We start from the raw sequence: 20,713 nt of genomic DNA on the forward strand, positions 1-20,713 counted from the left end.
AAGGGAAATTGATTTAGCAATGAAGAAAGATTAACAACTATATTAGCTGTTCAGCAGGGCTCGTATGATTAACTCGCATGATAAAGTACGTAAGCAACACATGCAGTTAATTTTTTTACCATATCTAAGTGCAGGAATTCATTAGGTCCGTGTGCATTAGACTGAGGCCCTAAAACGCCAGTAATCATAAATTGAGCCTCGGGAAATTTCTTTCCTAACATTCCCATAAAAGGAATGGTACCACCTTCCCCAAAGTAAGCAGCTGGCTTGTCATAGTAAGTCATTGAAGCTTCATCTGCTGCTTTTTCCAGCCAAGAAGCAAGCTCAGGTGCATTCCATCCTTGTGAGCCATCCCCTAATTTAAAACTCACTTTGGCATGATAGGGAGGATTTTTAGTTAATGTATCAGAGATCACCGTGGCAGCAACTTTCGGATCGACTAAAGGCGGCAGGCGCATAGACAACTTTAATGCCGTTTGTGGACGCAAAACATTCCCCGCATCCGCTATAGCAGGAAATCCATTAGCGCCAGTAACTGTTAATGCAGGCTTCCAGGTTCGATTCAAAATTAACTGTTTTCTATCTTTTGTTACTGGCTCGACACCAGCATATAATGGAAACTCAGCATAAACTGAATCGCCCAAAACCTGGGCACACTTCTCTGCTTGCTGCGTTCGTTCTGCAGGAATGTCACAATATAATTCGTGTAATTTGATTTCTCCTGAAACTTCATCTTCGAGACGACTAATGAGTTGACGAGCCACCCGAAAACTGTCTGCAACGATACCGCTTGCAGCCCCAGAATGAACACCTTCACGAATTAACTCAACCGACAGTTCACCAACCAAGTTGCCACGCAATGAAGTCGTCATCCATAATTGCTCGTAATTACCAGCTCCAGAATCAAGACAAATGACTAACTTGGGTTTACCAATGCGCTCATTGAGCAATTCAATATAATAAGGTAGATCGTAACTTCCACTTTCTTCACAGGCTTCAATAATTAAGATACAACGTGGAATAGATAAACCTTGTTTCTGCAAAGCGCTAATCGCAGTTAACGAAGCATATGCAGAATAACCATCATCTGCAGCACCTCGTCCATATAAGCGTCCATTTTTTAATACCGGTTTCCATGGATGTAAATCGTCACTCCATCCTGACATTTCAGGTTGCTTATCAAGGTGACCATACAACAAAACTGTTTCATCAATTTGTCCAGGAACTTCGATAAAAATTAAAGGGGTACGACCTTCTAACCGCATCACTTCTAACATCATTCCTTTAGGCGCATGGGCCTTACACCAATTAGCAATATGGGTAACCGCCTGCTCCATTAACCCATGTTCTTGCCATTTTGGATCAAAATGAGGTGATTTATTAGGAATTTTTATGTAATCACATAAGCTAGGGATAATTTCCTTTTCCCATTGGTGACATACAAAATCATACAGTGCTTGCGGATTGAACATGAACTTGCTCCTCAATAATAGCTACAATTTGCTCCGTAGCCGACTTAATATTTAGTGCATTGATTTTATTAATAATATCCCTTTTATTCTTCTCCAGTTCATGTAAGCTTTGCAGCAAAGTATCTGTATTTAAAGATTTGTCTTCAATTACGAGACTAATGTCCAATCCTTGGAAATATCGAGCATTTTGGATTTGATCTCCCCGACTCACTTCAGCCGATAAAGGAATTAAAATATGGGGCTTGCCTAAAGCCAAAATTTCATAAAGAGAATTCGCACCTGCGCGTGAAATAACAATTGAGGCTGCAGCAAACAAATCAGCTAACTCCTCATTTGCATATTCAAATTGTTTGTACCCTTCTCGAGCCATTAAAGAAGGCTCTAATTTCCCTTTTCCACATATATGGATAATTTGATATTCTTGAGTTAATTGCTCTAAAGAATCACGAATGCTTCGATTGATGGAGCCGGCCCCCAAACTGCCGCCGATAACTAAGAGACATGGTTTGTCCGCATTAAATCCACATAACTGAAGGCCACGGTCACCATTACCCGCAAACAACTGCTCACGGATAGGCGTTCCGGTTATTTCAATTTTATCCTGTTTTTTAAAATGTTTTTTGCCCGCCTCAAAAGTCAGACAAATTTTATGAACAAAGGGAAAACAAAGCCGATTAGCAAGTCCAGGACTCATATCCGACTCATGAGCAACAACAGGAATCCGATTTAACCAAGCGCCGACTACAACCGGAAATGCAACAAATCCTCCCTTGGAAAAAATCACATCCGGCTTTAACTTATTAAGTAAGAAAAAAGATTGCACGATACCCAATATGATCTTAAACGGATCCAATAAGTTTTTTACACTGAGGTATCGACGTAATTTACCACTACTTATGCTATAAAATGGGATTTTGAGTGGTTCTATCATCTGTTTTTCAATACCACTAGCAGAACCTATATAGGCAATTTCCCAACCTTTACGACTCAATTCACGTATCAACGCCATATTAGGCGCTACATGCCCTGCTGTACCGCCTCCTGTAAAAACAATCATTGGCATCATAAAATCTTCCTAATAAGTAAACTCAAGTCTATGGCTTGAATTGATTTGGTAATTGCACCAACGGAAATAAAATCAACACCTAATCGACCTATTGCAGCAATGTTTTCCAGAGTAACGCCCCCAGACACTTCTAAAGTACAATGTTTTGGCTGATTCATTCTAACTGCTTTTTCAAGCATTTTCTCGCTAAAATTATCCAGCATAATTCGATCTGGATGAGCACAAATTGCTTCACGCAACTCATCTAGAGTTTCGACTTCTACTTCAACTAAAATTTCTTTATGGTTCTGTCTTGCCAATGCAACCGCTTTGGCTACTGAACCGCAGGCAGCAATATGATTTTCTTTAATTAAAACAGCATCATACAGTCCCATGCGATGATTAAAACCACCGCCACACGTCACCGCATATTTTTGCGCCATTCTTAAGCCCGGAATGGTTTTACGCGTATCCAGCAATCGAGTCGGTGTACCACGAAGCTTTTGTGTATATCGATACGTTTGCGTTGCTGTAGCTGAAAGAGTCTGTAAAAAATTCAATGCAGTACGTTCACCTGTTAAAATACTTTTTCCTGGCCCATATAAAGTACATAGCGTAGATGGTTGTGTTAACCACTCACCTTCAGCAACACGCCACTCCAGCTTGATTTGCTCATCAAGCTGATTGAATACCTCATTAACCCAAGCTTGGCCACAAACGACCATCGGTTCTCGAGAAATAATTTCTGCCTCAACCTGAAGCTGAGGAGGTAATAAACTCGCAGTAACATCTCCAGCACCTACATCCTCACGTAATGCACGCGTTACATCGGACTCAACCTCTAAAAAAGCTTTATTCATGTGCTAGTTTCCTATCCTTCGCTGTATAACGTGCTTTTAATAACACAGGAGCTATAAACGTAGTAATCATAACCATCAAAACTATTGCAGAGAATAAATCATCGGAAATGACACCTAGAGTTCGACCAATAGAAGCGAAAACTAAACCTACTTCACCGCGTGGTAACATCCCAATACCAATAAGCAATCGATCATTTGAAGTGCGCGCCCCATAACCACAGAGTAATTTGCCAACTACAGCAGCAACGATTAAGCCACTTGCCAAAATAATCACATTCCAGTGATAAAAACTTTCTAATTTAACCTGGATACCAATCACGATAAAAAACATAGGAGCCAATATCGTTTCCAAAGGAGATAATAGATGGTAAATACTACGATTTTCTTGCTTGCTTAAAGGCTTACCATCAAAATAGTCATCATGAAGAATAATTCCAGCTGTAAAAGCACCAATAATTGTTGCAAGTTGTAGCACAGAAGCTAACCAAGAGAGCATCATAATAAAAAGGAAAGAAATAAATAACTTTGACTCCCAGGGTTCAAGAAAACGAAAAAAATGGATAGCCTTACGTAAAACGATTGGACCTAAAAATAAAGTACCCGCAAAAAACAGTACTGCGCTCACAATAATGCGCAATACAACCATCATATCTACGACCCCACTAATTACTAAAGAGCTGACCACGGCCAATATAATCAGGCCCATCACATCATCCAACATCGCTGCACCCAAAATAATTTTTGCTTCTCGGGTACGTAATTTTTTCATTTCAGTCAGTACCCGGGCTGTAATTCCTATACTGGTCGCACTCAGAGTAGCTGCAATAAATAAATCAGATTGATAGGTACCATTAGGTATTAATAGATAGGCGACACCAAAACCCAGAAGCATGGGCGCAATCACCCCAAGCAACGCGACAAAAAATGAATCACGGCCTGTATGCTTTATTTCTTCTATGGAGCTTTCCAAACCCACCATAAAAAGGAGAAAAATAACTCCATAACGCGAAAAAATATCCACGATATAGGCGATTTTCAAATAATCAGCTCCATGAGGTCCGCTTAACGCATTGACTACTTGTTGCGCATAATTTGAGTTAGGTATAATCGATGTAACTGCTTGATTTAACGAAACCCCTTCAAGTATTGCTTTGACTATATCAAAAATTGAAGAGCCTTCTCGTAATAAAACAGCTAATGGAAATCCGTAATAATAGAATAAATTGCCAATAAGGATCCCTATCACCAATTCACCAAGAACACTAGGCTGATGTAAACGTCTTGCTGTATATCGTCCAATAATTGCAAAGAAAAAAATAGTAGTCACACCAAGTAATACAAACGCAACCGGATCCACATGCCCAGGATCAGCAGAGGCAAAAGCCATCGCAGGACATATTCCGGCAAGAAAAAACCACCTTTTTAAACGCTGCATTACGATTCCATACCTCGCTATAATACGCCACTTGATAACCTATTTAGGCAAAAGAGCACTTAAGCAATTTGCTACGATGTAGCCTGGTTGCTTGCAACCCGATTTCCTTAGAGCATACCTCAATAGATCCTGGTTGCAAGCAACCAGGATACCTTTCTGGATACCGCGTATGAGGCGCGGCAAGTAAAGAGATCTATAGAAGCTTATTGCTTTGCCAAAAATAAACACGTTTCCAAAACAGAATCAGGGTTGAGTGAAACACTCTCTATTCCCTCGTTCATCAACCACAGTGCAAAATCCTGATGGTCTGAGGGGCCCTGGCCACAAATACCTATATATTTATTAGCCTTTTTACACTCAGAAATTGCCATGTGCAACAAAGCTTTTACTGCATCATTGCGCTCATCAAATTGCGCGGCAATCAATCCAGAGTCTCTGTCTAAACCTAATGTTAATTGCGTTAAGTCATTAGAACCAATAGAAAAGCCATCAAAGTGTTCTAAGAATTTTTCTGCTAATAATGCATTGGAAGGGAGTTCGCACATCATGATCACACGCAATCCATTCTTACCTCGCTCAAGTCCATGTTGTTTTAAAACCTGAATCACATTACCCGCCTCAGAAACTGTCCTTACGAAGGGGATCATCACTTCGACATTAGTTAATCCCATTTCTTCTCGAACTCGTCGGACCGCTTTACACTCCAAAGCAAAACACTCAGCAAATGATTCAGAAACATAGCGTGATGCGCCTCTAAAACCCAACATTGGATTTTCTTCATGTGGTTCATATAAATTACCACCAATAAGATTGGCATACTCATTTGATTTGAAATCTGATAATCGTACAATTACAGGTTTGGGATAAAATGCAGCAGCGATTGTTGCAATCCCCTCTTTTAATCGTTCAATATAATATTCAACAGGAGAAGCATAAGCCGCTGTTTTCTCAGTAATAAATTGTTTTAACTCTTTATCTTTTAAACGGTCAAAATCCAGTAATGCACGCGGATGAATACCAATTGTATTCGAAATTAAAAACTCTAAGCGCGCCAGGCCTACTCCTGAGTTAGGAATCGATTGGAATGTAAACGCTCTTTCAGGATTACCCACATTTAACATGACTTTCATCGGTAACTCAGGCATGGTTTCTACATCAAGACGTATCAGTTCATAAGGTAATATACCTGCGTAAACATAACCATTATCCCCTTCAGCACAGCTCACTGTCACTTCATCACCATCATGTATGGTTTTCGTAGCATCCCCACATCCGACTACAGCAGGAATACCCAATTCCCGCGCAATAATCGCAGCATGGCACGTTCTACCACCACGGTTGGTCACAATAGCAGAAGCACGTTTCATTACGGGCTCCCAATCAGGATCCGTCATATCTGAAATCAACACATCGCCCGGTTGCACGCGGTCCATTTCGCTGACGTCTTTAATAATTCGTGCTTTACCTTGGCCTATACGTTGTCCTATACTGCGTCCCTCAGCCAATACCTCTCCTTTTTTCTGTAAGGTATAACGCTCCAATATTTGTTTGTTATCACGGCTTTTTACTGTTTCCGGACGTGCTTGTAAAATATATAGTTGCCCATTCAAACCATCCTTTGCCCACTCTATATCCATAGGCCTGCCATAATGCTCTTCAATAATCAAAGCTTGACGTGCCAAACTTTCCACTTCATTTTGGGTTAAAGAAAATAACAATCGTTCTTTGGCATCAACATCGACCGTTTTAACTCGTTGTTTCTTGCTGGGATCATCACAATAAATCATCTTTAACGCTTTACTTCCCAGATTACGGCGGATAACAGCCGGTCTGCCTGCTTTTACTCCTGGCTTATGTACGTAATATTCATCAGGATTGACTGCTCCCTGAACAACCATTTCACCTAACCCATAGGATGAAGTAATAAATACTACCTGATCAAAACCCGATTCGGTATCCATGGTAAACATCACACCACTTACAGCCAGATCACTACGAATCATCTGTTGAATACCTGCAGATAAAGCGACTTCGTGGTGTTCAAACTGATGATGAGTACGATAAGTAATTGCTCGATCGTTGTATAAGGATGCAAAAACATGCTTTATTGAGAGCAGAACTTCATCAATTCCCTTTACATTTAAAAATGTTTCTTGCTGACCAGCAAAGGAAGCATCAGGCAAGTCTTCTGCTGTTGCTGATGAACGAACCGCCACACTAAAATTATCATGGCCTATAGATTTTGCCAGTTGCTCGTATGCCACACGCACTGAGCGCTCAAAATCAGGAGTAAATGGTGTATTGATAATCATTTCCCTGATTTCTTTTCCTATGACAGCCAATTGCTGCACATTATCTGCATCTAAGGTTGCTAATTTTGCATAGATTTTTTTATCTAAATTATCCTGAGCCAAAAACTCTTTGAATGAGTCTGCAGTTGTTGCAAAACCGCCTGGGACAGCAACCCCTGCTGAGGATAAATGACTGATCATCTCTCCAAGAGAAGCATTTTTCCCGCCAACCTGCTCTAGGTCGTGCATGCCAAGATGTGCTAAATCGATAATATGTGTTTTGACAGTCATAACTACCCCAAGCCATGTAAAATGATCATTATCTTACTGAAAATGTGCGGCTATGGGAATGAGAAACTTTATTGTGAGACAATATTCATACTCATACCCACAGATTCAGTAGATAATTTCCTTAATCCAAGGTATGAGTACCCTATACAAAAGTCAAACTATACGTTACATGCAGCTAAGGCTTGTGAAAAATCTTTATGGAAATTCTTGTCACCCAGAAGCGTCACAATACCCCCTTTGCGTAGTTTTTCCTCTACTCGTGAATTAGCCCCACTGACAATCACCCGCACTTTTCGTTCTTGTAAATCCTCAATAACCTCTTCCAGAGTTTGCAAACCAGTAACATCCATAAAGGGTACCCAACGCATTCTAATGATTAAGGTCTTGGGATCAGTATGGGTTACTGCTAAGGCATGTTGAAATGCTTCAGTAGCAGCAAAGAAAAAAGGCCCTTCTACAGCATAAACCAATACGCCCTCAGGCAAAGCATCCATATTTTGCCCTGCCAATTCATGAGCTAGCTCTTCCTGAGTCATTTGTTGTACTTCAACACTGGAAGCCATCCGTCGAATGAAATGCAACACAGCAAGAATGACGCCTATATTTACTGCAACGACTAAATCAACAAACACTGTAAGAAAAAAAGTTACCAGCAAAATCACAACGTCCGCTTTGGGAGCGCGTTGTACTAATTTAATAAAATGTTTTACCTCGCTCATATTCCAAGCGACAACAAATAAAATTGCCGCCAATACGGTTAGCGGAATATTTACTGCCAAAGGAGCTAAGAAAAGAATAATTAAAACCAAAGTGAGTGCATGAATTATCCCTGCCAAAGGACTATTACCACCATTACGAATGTTTGTTGCGGTACGTGCAATAGCTCCTGTTGCTGCAAATCCACCAAACAAAGGTGCAAAAATATTAGCGAGTCCTTGCCCAATAAGCTCTTGGTTGGAATTATGTTTTGTCCCTGCCATCCCGTCAGCAACTACTGCGGATAAAAGAGATTCTATCGCACCCAGCATAGCAATAGTGAATGCCGGCCCTATCAATTCAATCACTCTATCGACAGTCAGCTCGGGTAGTTTAAATTCTGGCAAGCCTTGTGGGATCCCTCCAAATGAGGAACCTATGGTTGCTACCCCAGAAAAATGAAAGATGGCCTGTAATATGGATATGACTAATAAAGCGACAAGTGGACCAGGAACACGCTTTAGCCCAGGAACTCTATTGGAAAAAATGACTAAGAATAACGAGAAAAATCCCAAAAGAGTTGTAGATAAATTAAGTTGTGGAAAAGAGTTTAATAAATACCATAACTTTTCATGGAAATGGCCACTGCCTCCAGAGGGAAAACCAAAAAAGTAGTGCCATTGTCCTACCCAAATCACTACACCGATTCCTGCAGTAAACCCAATAATCACAGGTGCCGGGATAAATTTAATGATACCGCCTAAACGAGCAAGTCCAAAAAATAATAACATGAACCCCGCAATCAGCGTGGAAATTTGCAGTCCGGACACTCCATATTTTGCAGTAATCCCTGAAAGTACCACGATAAAAGCACCTGTAGGGCCTGCAATTTGTAACCGGCTCCCGCCCATAACCGAAACAATTATCCCAGCAATAATTGCTGTATAAATTCCCTGCTCCGGCCTAACACCCGAGGCAATAGCAAATGCCATTGCCAAAGGCAAAGCAACAACGCCTACAATTATTCCTGATATAATATTTTGTAACCAATATTTCTTGTGAAACAGACCTACTTGATAAGATTCAATAACGGTTTTCATAAAATGTTGTAACTCATTTGCAAAAATGAAACTATTATACACAAACATATTAAAAAAATATCAATTTTCTGATAAAATTCCTCACTTTAATTCACATCTGCTCGCGCATCTAATATTATATGTGCTTTACCATTAGGGCTAGCTACTCATGACTCTTACTGCTTTAAATGCGATCTCTCCAATCGATGGACGTTACATTAATAAAACACGGGCTTTGAGTCCCTACTTTAGTGAATTCGCTTTAATTTATTATCGCCTCACTGTAGAAGTTCGTTGGCTTGAATCTTTGGCTGCGAATAATTCTATTCCTGAAGTCCCTCCGTTAGATCAGAAAGCTAAAGATTTTCTCAATGATCTTATGGCCAATTTTGATGAAGCTGAAGCAATCAAGATTAAAGAATTTGAAAAGCAAACCAATCATGATGTTAAAGCAATAGAATATTATCTAAAAGATAAGCTCCAGCAGAATAACAGTTTGAAAGCAATTATTCCTTTCATACACTTTGCTTGTACCTCAGAAGACATCAACAATTTAGCTTATGCCTTAATGGTAAAACAAGCCATTGCGCAAGTCATTCAACCCACGCTTGCTGAAATCATGGGCGGCATTACACTTCTAGGAAAACAACATGGCGATGTATCTATGTTATCTAGAACACATGGACAACCCGCAACACCGACAACGATGGGGAAAGAGCTAATCAATTTTGTGGCTCGTCTCAAAAGACCGCAACAACAATTATGTGAAGTCTTGATTCCTGGTAAATTCAACGGTGCTGTTGGTAACTATAATGCACATGTTGTGGCTTACCCTGAAGTAGACTGGCGTAAACATTGCGCTAACTTCGTTACCTCTCTAGGTTTGTCTTTTAATGCGTATACCACACAAATTGAGCCGCATGATGGTTTGGCTGAAGTATCACAAATTATGATGCGTATTAATAATATCTTACTGGACTATACCCAAGACATCTGGAGCTATATTTCTCTTGGCTACTTCAAACAAAAAACAATAGAAGGTGAAGTCGGTTCTTCTACTATGCCGCATAAGGTAAATCCTATTGATTTTGAAAATGCAGAAGGAAACCTGGGGATGGCTAATGCCCTCTTTATTCATTTTGCCAATAAACTCACTCAATCAAGACTGCAGCGCGATTTATCCGACTCTACAGTTTTACGTAATATAGGTATGGGATTTTCGTACAGCTTAATCGCGTATCTCTCTTTGGCTAAAGGTAATGATAAATTACAAATCAATAAGCGCGCTTTGCAAGAAGATTTAAAGTCAAACTGGGAAGTACTCGCTGAAGCAGTACAAACTATGATGCGCCGCTATAATGTGCCTGATGCTTATGAACAATTAAAATCGTTAACGCGCGGACATGGAATTGATGAGCAAAGTCTCAAAGTATTCATTAAGGGACTTTCCATACCCGAAGAAGCGAAAGAGCAACTGCTTAAACTGAAACCAGAGAACTATACGGGGCTAGCAACTCAATTAGTAAAGGCCTTTTTATGAGTGATACCCACTCACAACAAGGACGAACCTTCGAGTTTGATGTGCTTGTTATTGGTACAGGACTGGCAGGATTGCAATATTGTTTGCAGCTCCTTAGTCTGCAACCACGTTTAAACATTGCATTAATTAGCAAGGCAGAAGCCATTGAATGCAATAGTCGTTATGCTCAAGGTGGCATTGCTGCTGCTTTTTCAGCAGAAGACTCCCTGGAATCCCATATTTCAGATACCCTAATTGCCGGTGATGGATTGTGTTATGCACCGGCTGTTGAATTTATTATTCGTCAAGGCCCAGATACAATAAAGCAATTGGGCGAATACAACGTTCATTTCAAGCAAGACAACAAAGGTAGTTTTCATTTAGCACAAGAAGGTGGACATTCTCATCGACGTATTTTTAATTGTGGTGATCAAACAGGCTTATCTATAACTCAAACAATGAATCAACTTGCAGTACAAAAAGAGCAGATTCATTTTTTTGAACATCATGTCGCTGTGAATCTGATTACTCATTACCACCCCCATCGCACGGATATTCAAGGAGAAGTTTTAGGGGCTTATGTTTTAGATTGTGCGGCAAATCAAATTCATACGTTTTTGGCCAATTGTGTGGTACTGGCCACTGGAGGCGCAGGTAAAACATACAGATATACAACCAACCCCATGGTTGCCACTGGAGATGGTGTGGCTATGGCGTATCGTGCTGGAGCACGTATTGGCAATATGGAATTCTATCAATTTCACCCTACCCTATTACATCATCATTCTTTAAATAATTTCCTCATCTCAGAAGCAGTGCGTGGTGAAGGAGGCTTTCTTAAAAATGCTGAAACAGGGGAGCGGTTCATGAAACACTACGCCCCTGAGCAAATGGAGTTGGCAACACGTGATGTCGTTGCACGCGCCATTTTTAGTGAAATTGAACGCAGCCAAATGGGATATGTTTACCTTGATATAACCCATCAATCCAAAGAGTTTTTGAAAAAACGTTTTCCTCAGATATATACGACGCTACTGTCCATTGGTATCGATATGAGTCAGGACATGATCCCTGTTGTACCTGCGGCACATTATCAGTGTGGTGGTATACTTACCGATATTGATGGCCGCACCGATTTAAAACGCCTCTATGCCATAGGGGAAGTGGCTTTTACTGGTTTGCACGGTGCGAATCGCCTTGCAAGTAATTCGTTACTTGAAGCCTTAGTCATGGGTTCTAATGCCGCACGATGTACTTTAAAAGACATTTCTGCTCCCTGGAAATACACAGAACATATTCCAAACTGGAGTGCCCCAAGTGAAGTTAATGCCAGGCGAGCCAGTCAAATCAATGCGCAGTGGCGTGGCTTAAGAGGAGAAATGACTTCTTATGCAGGTATAGTTCGTACTGAGGCAGGACTTGAAGATCTACTACAATTAATAATGAAGCGAAAAAAAATAATTGAAGAGTATTATTGGAAGCATTGTATCACCCGAGATTTTATTGAGCTAAGAAACATTATTCTCAATGCTGAATTAATTGTCAGAGCTGCTCTAGCAAGACGGGAATCACGTGGTGGTCACTTCCGAGAAGATTACCCAAATAAAAAAGCTGAGGCACAAGAAAGTATTGCTAAACTTGGATTACAGGATACTTCGCCAGAATAATACCAAATGTAACCAAGGTGCAGCGAAACCCCGGTTACGCTGCACCGGGCTACATTAGAAAAGCGACACATTAAAATGATTTTGAGGCAAAAGATGTTTAAAAACCCCACCCTTTATACACCTGAAACTACATTAATGCCCATCAGCAATGATATGAGCATTTGCCAAAGTGACTACCCTATCGACTGGTATCAAGAAGAATTTATCCCCTATGCTCAAGAATACCAGGCATTGCCTGATCGTAAGCTCACCACTGTTTTAGCTTGGATGACACCTTATCTCAAAAAAGCACAGGATCATTTTGGAGAACGGCTATTACTCTTGGCACATTATTACATGGGTGGCGATATTGTCCGTTTAGTTGAGCAATTTGGTGGACTTATTGGTGATTCCTACCAATTGGCTTTGATGGCCGCTGAGCATCCTGAAAAATCCGTTATTATCGAATCGGCGGTGCATTTCATGGCCGAGTCAATCAGTATTTTAGCGAACAAAAACCAGCAAGTTTATATTACTAATCCTAAATCTGGTTGCACGATGGAGATGCTTGCGAAAGACTTTATGGTGGAACCTGCTTTTCTCGATTTAAATGAACGTTATGGCGCTGAGAATATTTTACCTGTGTGCTATATGAATACTTCAGGCCGAGTCAAGGCACTTACTGGTGCCCAAGGTGGCGCTGTATGTACTAGTTCAAATGTAAAAAAAATATTTCAATGGGCCCTGAAGCAAAATAAAAAAATTCTATTTATTCCCGATCAACATATGGGAGAAAACGTAGCTTATTGGTTAGGCATAAAAAATCTTGCTTATTGGCCAGGTGGAACTGCAGGAGCTCAATATTCACTTGCAAATCAAGATGCAAAAACGCTAAAACAATTTGATGACTCACAGCTCATTCTATTTGCAAGCCAATGTGCTGTACACACGCATTATCAACCCGAAATGTGTGATTATTGGCATAATCAAGGATATGCTACTATCGTACATCCTGAGTGCCGCAATTCAGTAATCCAAGTGGCACAACATTCGGGGTCTACAGCCTTTATCTGGGATTATGTGGTTCATGATCGAGCTAAAACCAAACGTTATGCTATTGGCACTGAAAATCATATGGTAGAAAATCTAAAGCAACATTGTAAAAATTTAAATATCGCAGTAGTTAATTTGGCTGAAGCCCCTAAAAAAGAAAATGAAAAAGGTATAGGTTGTGGTTGTGCTACCATGTCCCGCAATGATCCCCCTCATCTTGTAGCTCTTGTCGATTTACTAAGACAAGGAAAAACCATGTCGTATAATGAAGTTAAAGCAGGAGATGTGGTCAATGAATTCACTGGAAGCAGACATAGATTAGCGGCACATGATCAGCAATGGGTTATTGATAATGCCAAAAAATCCCTGCAAATGATGATAGATATTACGGAAAACCGTATCTAGGCCCCAATTCATATGTAAAATAAAGGCATGGATGCTTGAAATCTGCATTTAGTGGTAACAAGATTGTTGTAAGATCTCTTGAGCCATGTTGAAATTTTTGTACTCTCTAATACACTCTTAAAATAGAATAGGCTCAGAACAAATATTAGAAGTGAAAACAAATCCTAATAAAAAAGTATAATCAAGAATATTATCTATAATTACAGGACGTTAGCAAAAAATTGTTGATATTAATAAGGATGTTATCTCATGAAAAAAATTATAGCTTGTGGGGTGTTATTTAATCTAGTCTGTGTGCCAGTACATGCAGCACAAACCCCAAGCGTTATTTCTGAAAAAACATCCACGGATACCAAATCCTACATTACAACAAAAAAGTCGCAATCAATCGAAATCAATTGTGATTATAGAATTTCTGCAGAAACCAAAAAAATTGATAAAACCTTAATTGTAAGCTGGGCAGAATACGCCGTGCTCCATTCTTTTGATTTTAATTTCCTGTCTTTTGATTCTCAATTGAAGAATTTAAAAGCATGTTATACGCAAAATGGATGGGCTAGCTTCATGAATGCATTACAAGATTCAGGAAATATTAATTCAATTAAAACACAAAATCTAAAGGTGAGCAGCGCATTAGATGGAGAAATTCAATTTATTGATACCCAGGAAAACCAATGGAAAATGAACGTACCCATTAAAGTTTTTTATAAAAACGATAAAGAAGAGGTAACCCATTTTCTCAATGTGTACATAACTATCAGCTGGAGAAACGCATTTAAACTCGGGATAGTCCAGATGATCACAACGCCACGTTTGCCTGCATTATCTCAAAAAGCAATCACCGTAAGAGAGGCGTTAAACAGTGTTGCTTTGAGCGTGACTCATCAAATCAATAATGTGGATAACCTACAAAAACTGGCTGCTTCTTTTGTGGCCTCATTATTCGTTACGAATTCAAAATCATCCGTCGCAGAGAAGGATGATGCCCCAAACCAGGCCGAGCTGTGCTTCAAACTAGATCATGATAATAGCAACCCCCTCCAATATCTTATTGAAGGACAAAAATATCAAAGCTTAGATGCACAAAACTTAACTTCTGATGATAATAAAAATCCCATAGCGGTTGTGGAAGGAGAAAAACCGCTTAATGCAGATGAATTTGAATGGGCCAAAAATCAGTTTCTGACGATTCAATCGGAGATCTTGGATACTAAATTGCCTCAATTAGCATCCTATTTGAAAGAACAAGAAACCATTGGATTGAATTCTGTATTACACTATTTAGATACCGCAAAAGAGCAGGCCGAAAATCAATTTCTTGATATTAAATCAGATGTTTTGGGTACTAAACTACCTAAAGTGCTCTCCTATCTTAAGGAAAAAGGAAGCATCGGATTTAATTTAGCATTACACAATTTAGATAAAATAAAAATCATTAAAAATCAAAATCCAGACAGCGATATGGAACCACAACTTAGCGAAAATAAAAACAATCAGTGGAATGTTACCTTGCCAATGCAAGTAGTAGTCTATCAAAATGATAAGAATCAAATGACCCAACAAGTTGATGTTAATTTAACGATAGGCAGGAAAATGGATGGGGAGCTCGCAATTTTACAAATGAAAGCCGTCCCGAATGCGACTCCTCCATCCTCCAAACGTGAACTTTCTCAATCAACTCAAGTTCCAAAAATTATTTTTAATGCGCCCTCCGTGCCACCAAAGCCCAAGATAATTAATTGTGATTACAAAGTTCCTGACGCCACGACGAAGATTGATGAAAATTTGGTTACAAAATGGGCAGAGCAAGCCGCAGCCCAATCTTTCAATTTTAGTTCTGCAACGATAGAGACTGAATTACAAAAATTGGAGCCCTGTTATACAGCTCAAGGCTGGGAGCACTTTAAGAATGCTTTAGATAAATCGGGCAACTTAGCAGCAATTAAATCACAAAACTTGATTATGAGTAGTAAAGTGCTCGGCCAAGCAAAACTCACTGGAATGACAAATAATCAATGGAGCTTCGAGTTACCGTTACAAGTTATTTATCAAAACGATCAAGTAAAAGCGACACAGCTGCTGAATGTTTATTTAACTATGGAGCGTAAATCTAGCGGTGAATTTGGAATTACGCGAATTATTGCGAAACTGAATGATCAAGCGCGCACAAATACAGCAGTGACTAATGAGAATATCGATCCAGCGCAAAAAGTACAACAAAGCAATACAGTCCCTAATCAGCCACTAGTGACACAGTCTACTGAACACGCATTACAAAATACGTAACAGTCGGCTGTAAAACAACAAACAGGACAAGCTTATCAGTTGTGAAGAATACACGTCGCTTCTTTCTCAAGATGTACAGGGCTTCCACAAATCCAATGCATAATACAGAGTTGTCGTCTGAGTTGAAACCCAAAAAACGTAGCCTGGGTGCCGCATAGCGGAACCCAGGAAATTTATTCAGACAACCCTGGGTTCCGCTATGCTGCACCCAGGCTACAATTACCACGTAGTTGGGTTATGAAATATAATGGTTTAATGACAAGCACAGCTAGGTGATTGCGAACCATCTTTACAGGTTAGAAAACCAGTGGATTTATTGCATTGGTTTACCCCACCATGTTTCGAACAGCACCCTTTACTACTTGTACCATTGGTTGTAGTACTTTTAGGTGTTGTACTTGTTGTAGGTTTAGTAGTTGTTGACTTTCCACTCCACCAGTGACTTTTAGGTTTCGTTGTAGTCGTAGTCGTTTTGTTTGTTGTGGTTGGTGTTGTAGTGGTAGTTGTTTTGCTAGCTTTTGGTTTGGTCGTTGTTGTCGTTGCAGCTTTTGACTTCGTACACTTACACGTTGGAGAGGCCGTACCATCCTTACACATTTGAAATCCGGTAGTTTTATTACAAGAAGCAACCCCGCCGTGGCCTGAACAACATGCCGCATACGCGCCAGCTAAAGGACTGCTCAATAAAAAAAGAACAGCAATAAGCTGGTTTGTCCATCTAGAAGCCCAATTCATATTTTTCATTTGAAACTCCGTTTTCGTCTATGACATTAATAATATAGACCATATTTATTAAAACTACATAAACGCTAGCACCCGAAATATGGACATGAAAAAATAACGCCCAGGCCATAAATGACGCGCATAATTTAATTTGCTTTAAATTTAATTACTGTCTTTTTCTTTAAACCCAAAAAGTCCCTTAATTTTGGCAAAAAAACTTTCAGCCTCTGCTTCAAGCTCTTTTAAGTCACCTAATTTTTGCACGAGACCCATTTCCTCCTCACTGAGCTCCACACCAATTTTACTTAATGCTTGCTGAGGATTATCTTTTAACTCACTAAAAAAATTAGGATCGTTTTTTATAGCTTCTACCACAGCCATAACTTTAGGGCTTTGGTTCGTAAGTGTACTCAAATCCATGATCAGGACTCCTTTTTTGATGATTAAAAAAATATATAGTTAATTTTAGTACAAAATCAACCAAACCAATTTATAGGACCTCATCAAATCAGGCGTTGTAAAACAGACATTGCTCTAATCCTTGAGTACAAACAAAACCATTCAATGTTTCAATCCAATGGTAATCAAGACGTGATGGGATTTTAGTAAGAACCTGCCACCAAATGGAATATTCCCCTACTGAGTTCTTATAAGTACAAATCACCCCTTGTCCATAACCAGCAACTAAAATATTTGCACGTACAAAACGGGTATTTTTCTCTCCTTGAGGAGGATTAGGGGAATAAGGATTTACCATCCATGGTGCGGGTGGTACACCCCATTTTAAAGAGGTTGTTTCAGGATCAGGACAACTCGTTGCATAACTATGTGCTGCAAATTGTGCAAGAAAAAAACTAAGAATAACAAAATGATATTTCCTCATAAAACCCGCTTAATAATTAGTTATTTTTAAATAATAATATACTAAAACCCATTGTGAGAATTTATTTCTTTGTTATAATGGCCGCTCAAATGCCTGGGTGGCGGAATTGGTAGACGCGCCGGATTCAAAATCCGGTGGTGGTGACACCGTGTGGGTTCGAGTCCCACCCTAGGTACCATTGAGATTTTTTTAACATTTCTTAATGGTTCTTAATAGAATGCAATTCATTGATTTTTAATAAATAATATTGACTTTTACTTCTCAAATCGTTCTCAACTATTCGTTTTTTTTCATATATATCCGCACGCACTTTGGGTAAATTTTTGGGTAAGTCTTTTATTCCCCTCTAAACCAAAGAACGCTGCTTAGTTGAGGTTATTATCAATGCTCTCAGATGCACGTATTAAATCTTTAAAAATTGAAGATGGCAAACGCCACGCTGATCGTGATGGTTTGGTATTAGAGGTACGTCCTAGTGGCAAAAAAGTATTTTTATTTCGTTTTCAGTGGAATAAAAAACCCCAAACGATCACTATAGGCTGCTACCCAAGCATTAGCCTAAGCAAGGCCAGAGAACTTGCTAAAAGTTACCGTGATATGGTTAACCAAAGAATTGATCCACGGCAAAGGTATACTAATCTCTCCCCCAAAATTATTTTTAAAGAAGTTGCTGAACACTGGTACAAAAAAAACATACATCGTTGGAAAGAAGTAACAAGCAATCGCCATTATAAAAGCTTAGTACGAGATATTTATCCTTTTATAGGTGAAAAACCAATTGATGGTATTACAAAATTAGAATTATTAGCAATAATTCATCCCCACGAATTAAAAGGGCACCATGAGGTAGCACATCGATTACATAACAGGCTAAAAGATATATTTGAGTTTGCAGTAGGTGCTTCTTTAACTGAAAATTACCCTTTTATCGGATTGAAAAAAGTATTAGCGCCAAAGCCCAGAGTTACTAATCAACCATCAGTCTCACCCAATGAAGCTCATAAAATGATGAGGAGTATTAAAAAAACGAACTCTTCAAAAATTATTAAAATATATATGGAATTACTAGCACATGTATTCACGAGACCATCAGAATTAAGGGAAGCGAAATGGTGTGAGTTTGACTTGCAAAAAGCTGAATGGAATATACCAGGGGAGCGAATGAAAATGGGGCTTCCTCATTGGGTTCCTTTAACTCCTCATGTTTTGAACTTACTGAAAGAATTAAGACTGATAACGGGATTTACACCATATCTGTTTAGTTCACCCACCCTGAAAGAATCAAAACCTATTAGTGAAACAAGTGTGCGTAAGCTCTTGCATAATGCCGGTTTTAAAAATCGTCATACAGCGCATGGATTTCGGTCGTTGGCTTCAAGTGTGCTACATGAGCAAGGTAATTTTAGGAGTGATGCTATAGAAGCTCAACTTGCACATAAGGTACAGGGAGTAAGAGGTGTATATTTACGTGCTGATTTTAAGGCTGAGCGGAGAGAATTAATGCATTGGTACAGTAATTGGTTATTGGATGAGCATATAACTTTATTAAACCAGGAGGTTATCTAATATGGATTCTAAAATTGATTCCCTTGCGCTTGCTTTAAAGCAATCTTTTCTTGGCATCTTCCCAAGAAGAACTCATATAGATGATTATACAGCGGTGAAAGCAAGGATAAAAAAAGAACTGAAGATTGAATTAACTGTAAAAGAAATAGATCAAATCAGTTTTTTTATTATTAGATGTATTTGTAATGCACAAAACCAAGATTCTGGGCTTCAATGCGTTCACCCAGTTCAAGCAAAAACTATTGCTATGAATAGTAAGACATTGCTATTAGAGGAGCTTCAATATGAAACCAGTCAAAAAATGGATAGTGATATAGCTAATCAGGTAATGAGGATTGTTGTGGAAGCAATGCTTCAGTTTAAAGCTCCAACAATATTTGTAAAAAATACCATCTCTTGGCGTTCTAAAATGGTTTGGGGCGATAAAACATATGAATCTAAAAAATCACAATTAGAATCCTTACTTAAAAGAGAGCTATTAAAAGAAGAATTTTATTTGATTGCAGAGGCATGGTTTCACTATATGGTATTTGTCGAAGATTTACGCAGTCCTGATAATTATACTAAAGAAAAAATAAAAGAGTTAAGAACAACACTTAATGCCCGCATTATTCATCTTGAAGGAGTAGTTAACTCAAGTAAGGAGATCATTGAGCAAGTCCGTGATATTGATCGTTTTCCTGAGATTGATATTGAGGCAGAGGAAAGAAGCCTATTAGATGCTCAAAGTAAATTAGATGAATCCAAAGCTCTTGCAGAACGGCTAAGACAAGATAACGGTTATGAGTTAAGTATCAACCATATTCAAGAGAAGGCTTATTTTTCAGCGTTCTTTTTAGGGGAGCTACTGGGCTTACATAAGCGTGAATACAATAAAGATGGGAATCCTCTTCTAACATTTTTAGACATTTTAACGGGCTGGACTGATTCTCAAATGGATAAAGAGGGGACTAGGAAACGGATTAGTAAAAGTTACAGCAAATATAAGCAATTTAAATTAAACCCAAATACTAAACCCTTAATTGATCGTTTATTAAGATGTCATCAAGAACAAGGAGTCAGTTTAAATATTATTTTAAAAGAATTTCAATCCCATTTACTAAAATTATCTATTAAACCCCGCACCACGTCTATCGCTCCTGACGCTTAGCTTAAAATCGCTATCGTCTAGCGGTTTTTGCGACTCTTCAAAATAACTAACAATGCTCTTTACGGATCCTTGAGAACGATTCGTGAAGAGTCTTAGTTATTTTAAGGAAAAAATTATGAAACAAGAACCGTTATTGTTGTACCCCAAACAAGCGCAAAAATTTTTAGGAGTAGGAACAACTAAATTTTATGAGCTGATTAAATCCCCCACCTTTCCAAAGGCTAAAAATCCTCTGGGAAAGCGACCAATGTATCTAAGAGAGGAGTTAGAAAACTGGGTTAGGAATTTAGCTTAAAACATAAGCTCATGGATG

General features: G+C 39.0%; 16 protein-coding genes and 1 tRNA gene. 8 read left to right on the plus strand and 9 right to left on the minus strand.

Annotation, left to right across the window (positions count from 1 at the left end):
* Positions 1-68 precede the first annotated feature (68 nt).
* From Lste_RS10220 to Lste_RS10245, 6 genes are all read right to left on the minus strand, one after another.
* Entirely contained in the window at positions 69-1,472 is a 1,404-nt protein-coding gene (locus Lste_RS10220; protein WP_058510916.1) for a M20 family metallopeptidase, read from the minus strand.
* Complete coding sequence (locus Lste_RS10225; protein ID WP_058510917.1) at positions 1,447-2,538, minus strand: undecaprenyldiphospho-muramoylpentapeptide beta-N-acetylglucosaminyltransferase; 1,092 nt, start codon at positions 2,536-2,538, stop codon at positions 1,447-1,449. The genes Lste_RS10220 and Lste_RS10225 overlap by 26 nt, the downstream gene beginning before the upstream one ends.
* Complete coding sequence (gene nadC, locus Lste_RS10230) at positions 2,535-3,377, minus strand: carboxylating nicotinate-nucleotide diphosphorylase (protein ID WP_058510918.1); 843 nt, start codon at positions 3,375-3,377, stop codon at positions 2,535-2,537. The genes Lste_RS10225 and nadC overlap by 4 nt, the downstream gene beginning before the upstream one ends.
* Positions 3,370-4,812 carry a cation:proton antiporter gene (locus tag Lste_RS10235; RefSeq protein WP_058510919.1) on the minus strand — a complete coding sequence of 481 codons (1,443 nt, stop codon included), beginning with the start codon at positions 4,810-4,812 and terminating at the stop codon, positions 3,370-3,372. The genes nadC and Lste_RS10235 overlap by 8 nt, the downstream gene beginning before the upstream one ends.
* Before the next feature lie 203 nt (positions 4,813-5,015).
* A complete protein-coding gene (gene ppsA / locus Lste_RS10240) occupies positions 5,016-7,394 on the minus strand; it encodes a phosphoenolpyruvate synthase (RefSeq protein WP_058510920.1) in 2,379 nt (792 codons plus the stop codon).
* Between the two features lie 158 nt (positions 7,395-7,552).
* Positions 7,553-9,190: a SulP family inorganic anion transporter gene (locus Lste_RS10245; RefSeq protein WP_058511714.1), complete on the minus strand. Its 1,638-nt coding sequence runs from the start codon at positions 9,188-9,190 to the stop codon at positions 7,553-7,555.
* A gap of 148 nt (positions 9,191-9,338) precedes the next feature.
* On the opposite strand from Lste_RS10245, the gene purB reads away from it, so the two are divergent.
* The 4 genes from purB to Lste_RS10265 all read left to right on the plus strand — a co-directional run bounded on the left by purB (position 9,339) and on the right by Lste_RS10265 (position 16,078).
* Entirely contained in the window at positions 9,339-10,709 is a 1,371-nt protein-coding gene (purB, locus tag Lste_RS10250) for an adenylosuccinate lyase (RefSeq protein WP_058510921.1), read from the plus strand.
* Entirely contained in the window at positions 10,706-12,355 is a 1,650-nt protein-coding gene (gene nadB / locus Lste_RS10255; RefSeq protein WP_058510922.1) for an L-aspartate oxidase, read from the plus strand. Before purB ends, nadB begins: the two co-directional genes overlap by 4 nt.
* A 93-nt stretch (positions 12,356-12,448) precedes the next feature.
* Positions 12,449-13,792 (plus strand): quinolinate synthase NadA, encoded by a 1,344-nt coding sequence (nadA, locus tag Lste_RS10260; RefSeq protein WP_058510923.1) that lies wholly within the window; start codon positions 12,449-12,451, stop codon positions 13,790-13,792.
* A 249-nt stretch (positions 13,793-14,041) separates the two neighbouring features.
* Complete coding sequence (locus Lste_RS10265) at positions 14,042-16,078, plus strand: DotI/IcmL family type IV secretion protein (RefSeq protein ID WP_058510924.1); 2,037 nt, start codon at positions 14,042-14,044, stop codon at positions 16,076-16,078.
* Positions 16,079-16,330: 252 nt separating this feature from the next.
* Here Lste_RS10265 and Lste_RS10270 read toward each other — a convergent pair whose 3' ends face one another.
* The 3 genes from Lste_RS10270 to Lste_RS10280 all read right to left on the minus strand — a co-directional run bounded on the left by Lste_RS10270 (position 16,331) and on the right by Lste_RS10280 (position 17,684).
* Entirely contained in the window at positions 16,331-16,822 is a 492-nt protein-coding gene (locus Lste_RS10270; protein WP_157070725.1) for a hypothetical protein, read from the minus strand.
* A gap of 141 nt (positions 16,823-16,963) precedes the next feature.
* Entirely contained in the window at positions 16,964-17,221 is a 258-nt protein-coding gene (locus Lste_RS10275; RefSeq protein WP_058510926.1) for a hypothetical protein, read from the minus strand.
* 88 nt (positions 17,222-17,309) lie between these two features.
* On the minus strand, positions 17,310-17,684 hold the full coding sequence (locus tag Lste_RS10280; protein WP_058510927.1) for a DUF3757 domain-containing protein: 375 nt from the start codon (positions 17,682-17,684) through the stop codon (positions 17,310-17,312).
* A gap of 91 nt (positions 17,685-17,775) precedes the next feature.
* Between Lste_RS10280 and Lste_RS10285 the strand changes: the two genes are divergently transcribed.
* The 4 genes from Lste_RS10285 to Lste_RS10300 all read left to right on the plus strand — a co-directional run bounded on the left by Lste_RS10285 (position 17,776) and on the right by Lste_RS10300 (position 20,695).
* Positions 17,776-17,862 (plus strand) — tRNA-Leu (locus Lste_RS10285).
* 206 nt (positions 17,863-18,068) lie between these two features.
* Complete coding sequence (locus Lste_RS10290) at positions 18,069-19,250, plus strand: tyrosine-type recombinase/integrase (RefSeq protein WP_058510928.1); 1,182 nt, start codon at positions 18,069-18,071, stop codon at positions 19,248-19,250.
* 1 nt (position 19,251) lies between these two features.
* Positions 19,252-20,400, plus strand: a complete 1,149-nt coding sequence (locus Lste_RS10295) for a hypothetical protein (protein ID WP_058510929.1) — start codon at positions 19,252-19,254, stop codon at positions 20,398-20,400.
* Positions 20,401-20,515: 115 nt separating this feature from the next.
* Positions 20,516-20,695, plus strand: a complete 180-nt coding sequence (locus tag Lste_RS10300; protein ID WP_058510930.1) for a helix-turn-helix transcriptional regulator — start codon at positions 20,516-20,518, stop codon at positions 20,693-20,695.
* Positions 20,696-20,713 lie beyond the last annotated feature (18 nt).

Source organism: Legionella steelei, assembly GCF_001468005.1.
Taxonomy (GTDB): Bacteria; Pseudomonadota; Gammaproteobacteria; order Legionellales; family Legionellaceae; genus Legionella; species Legionella steelei.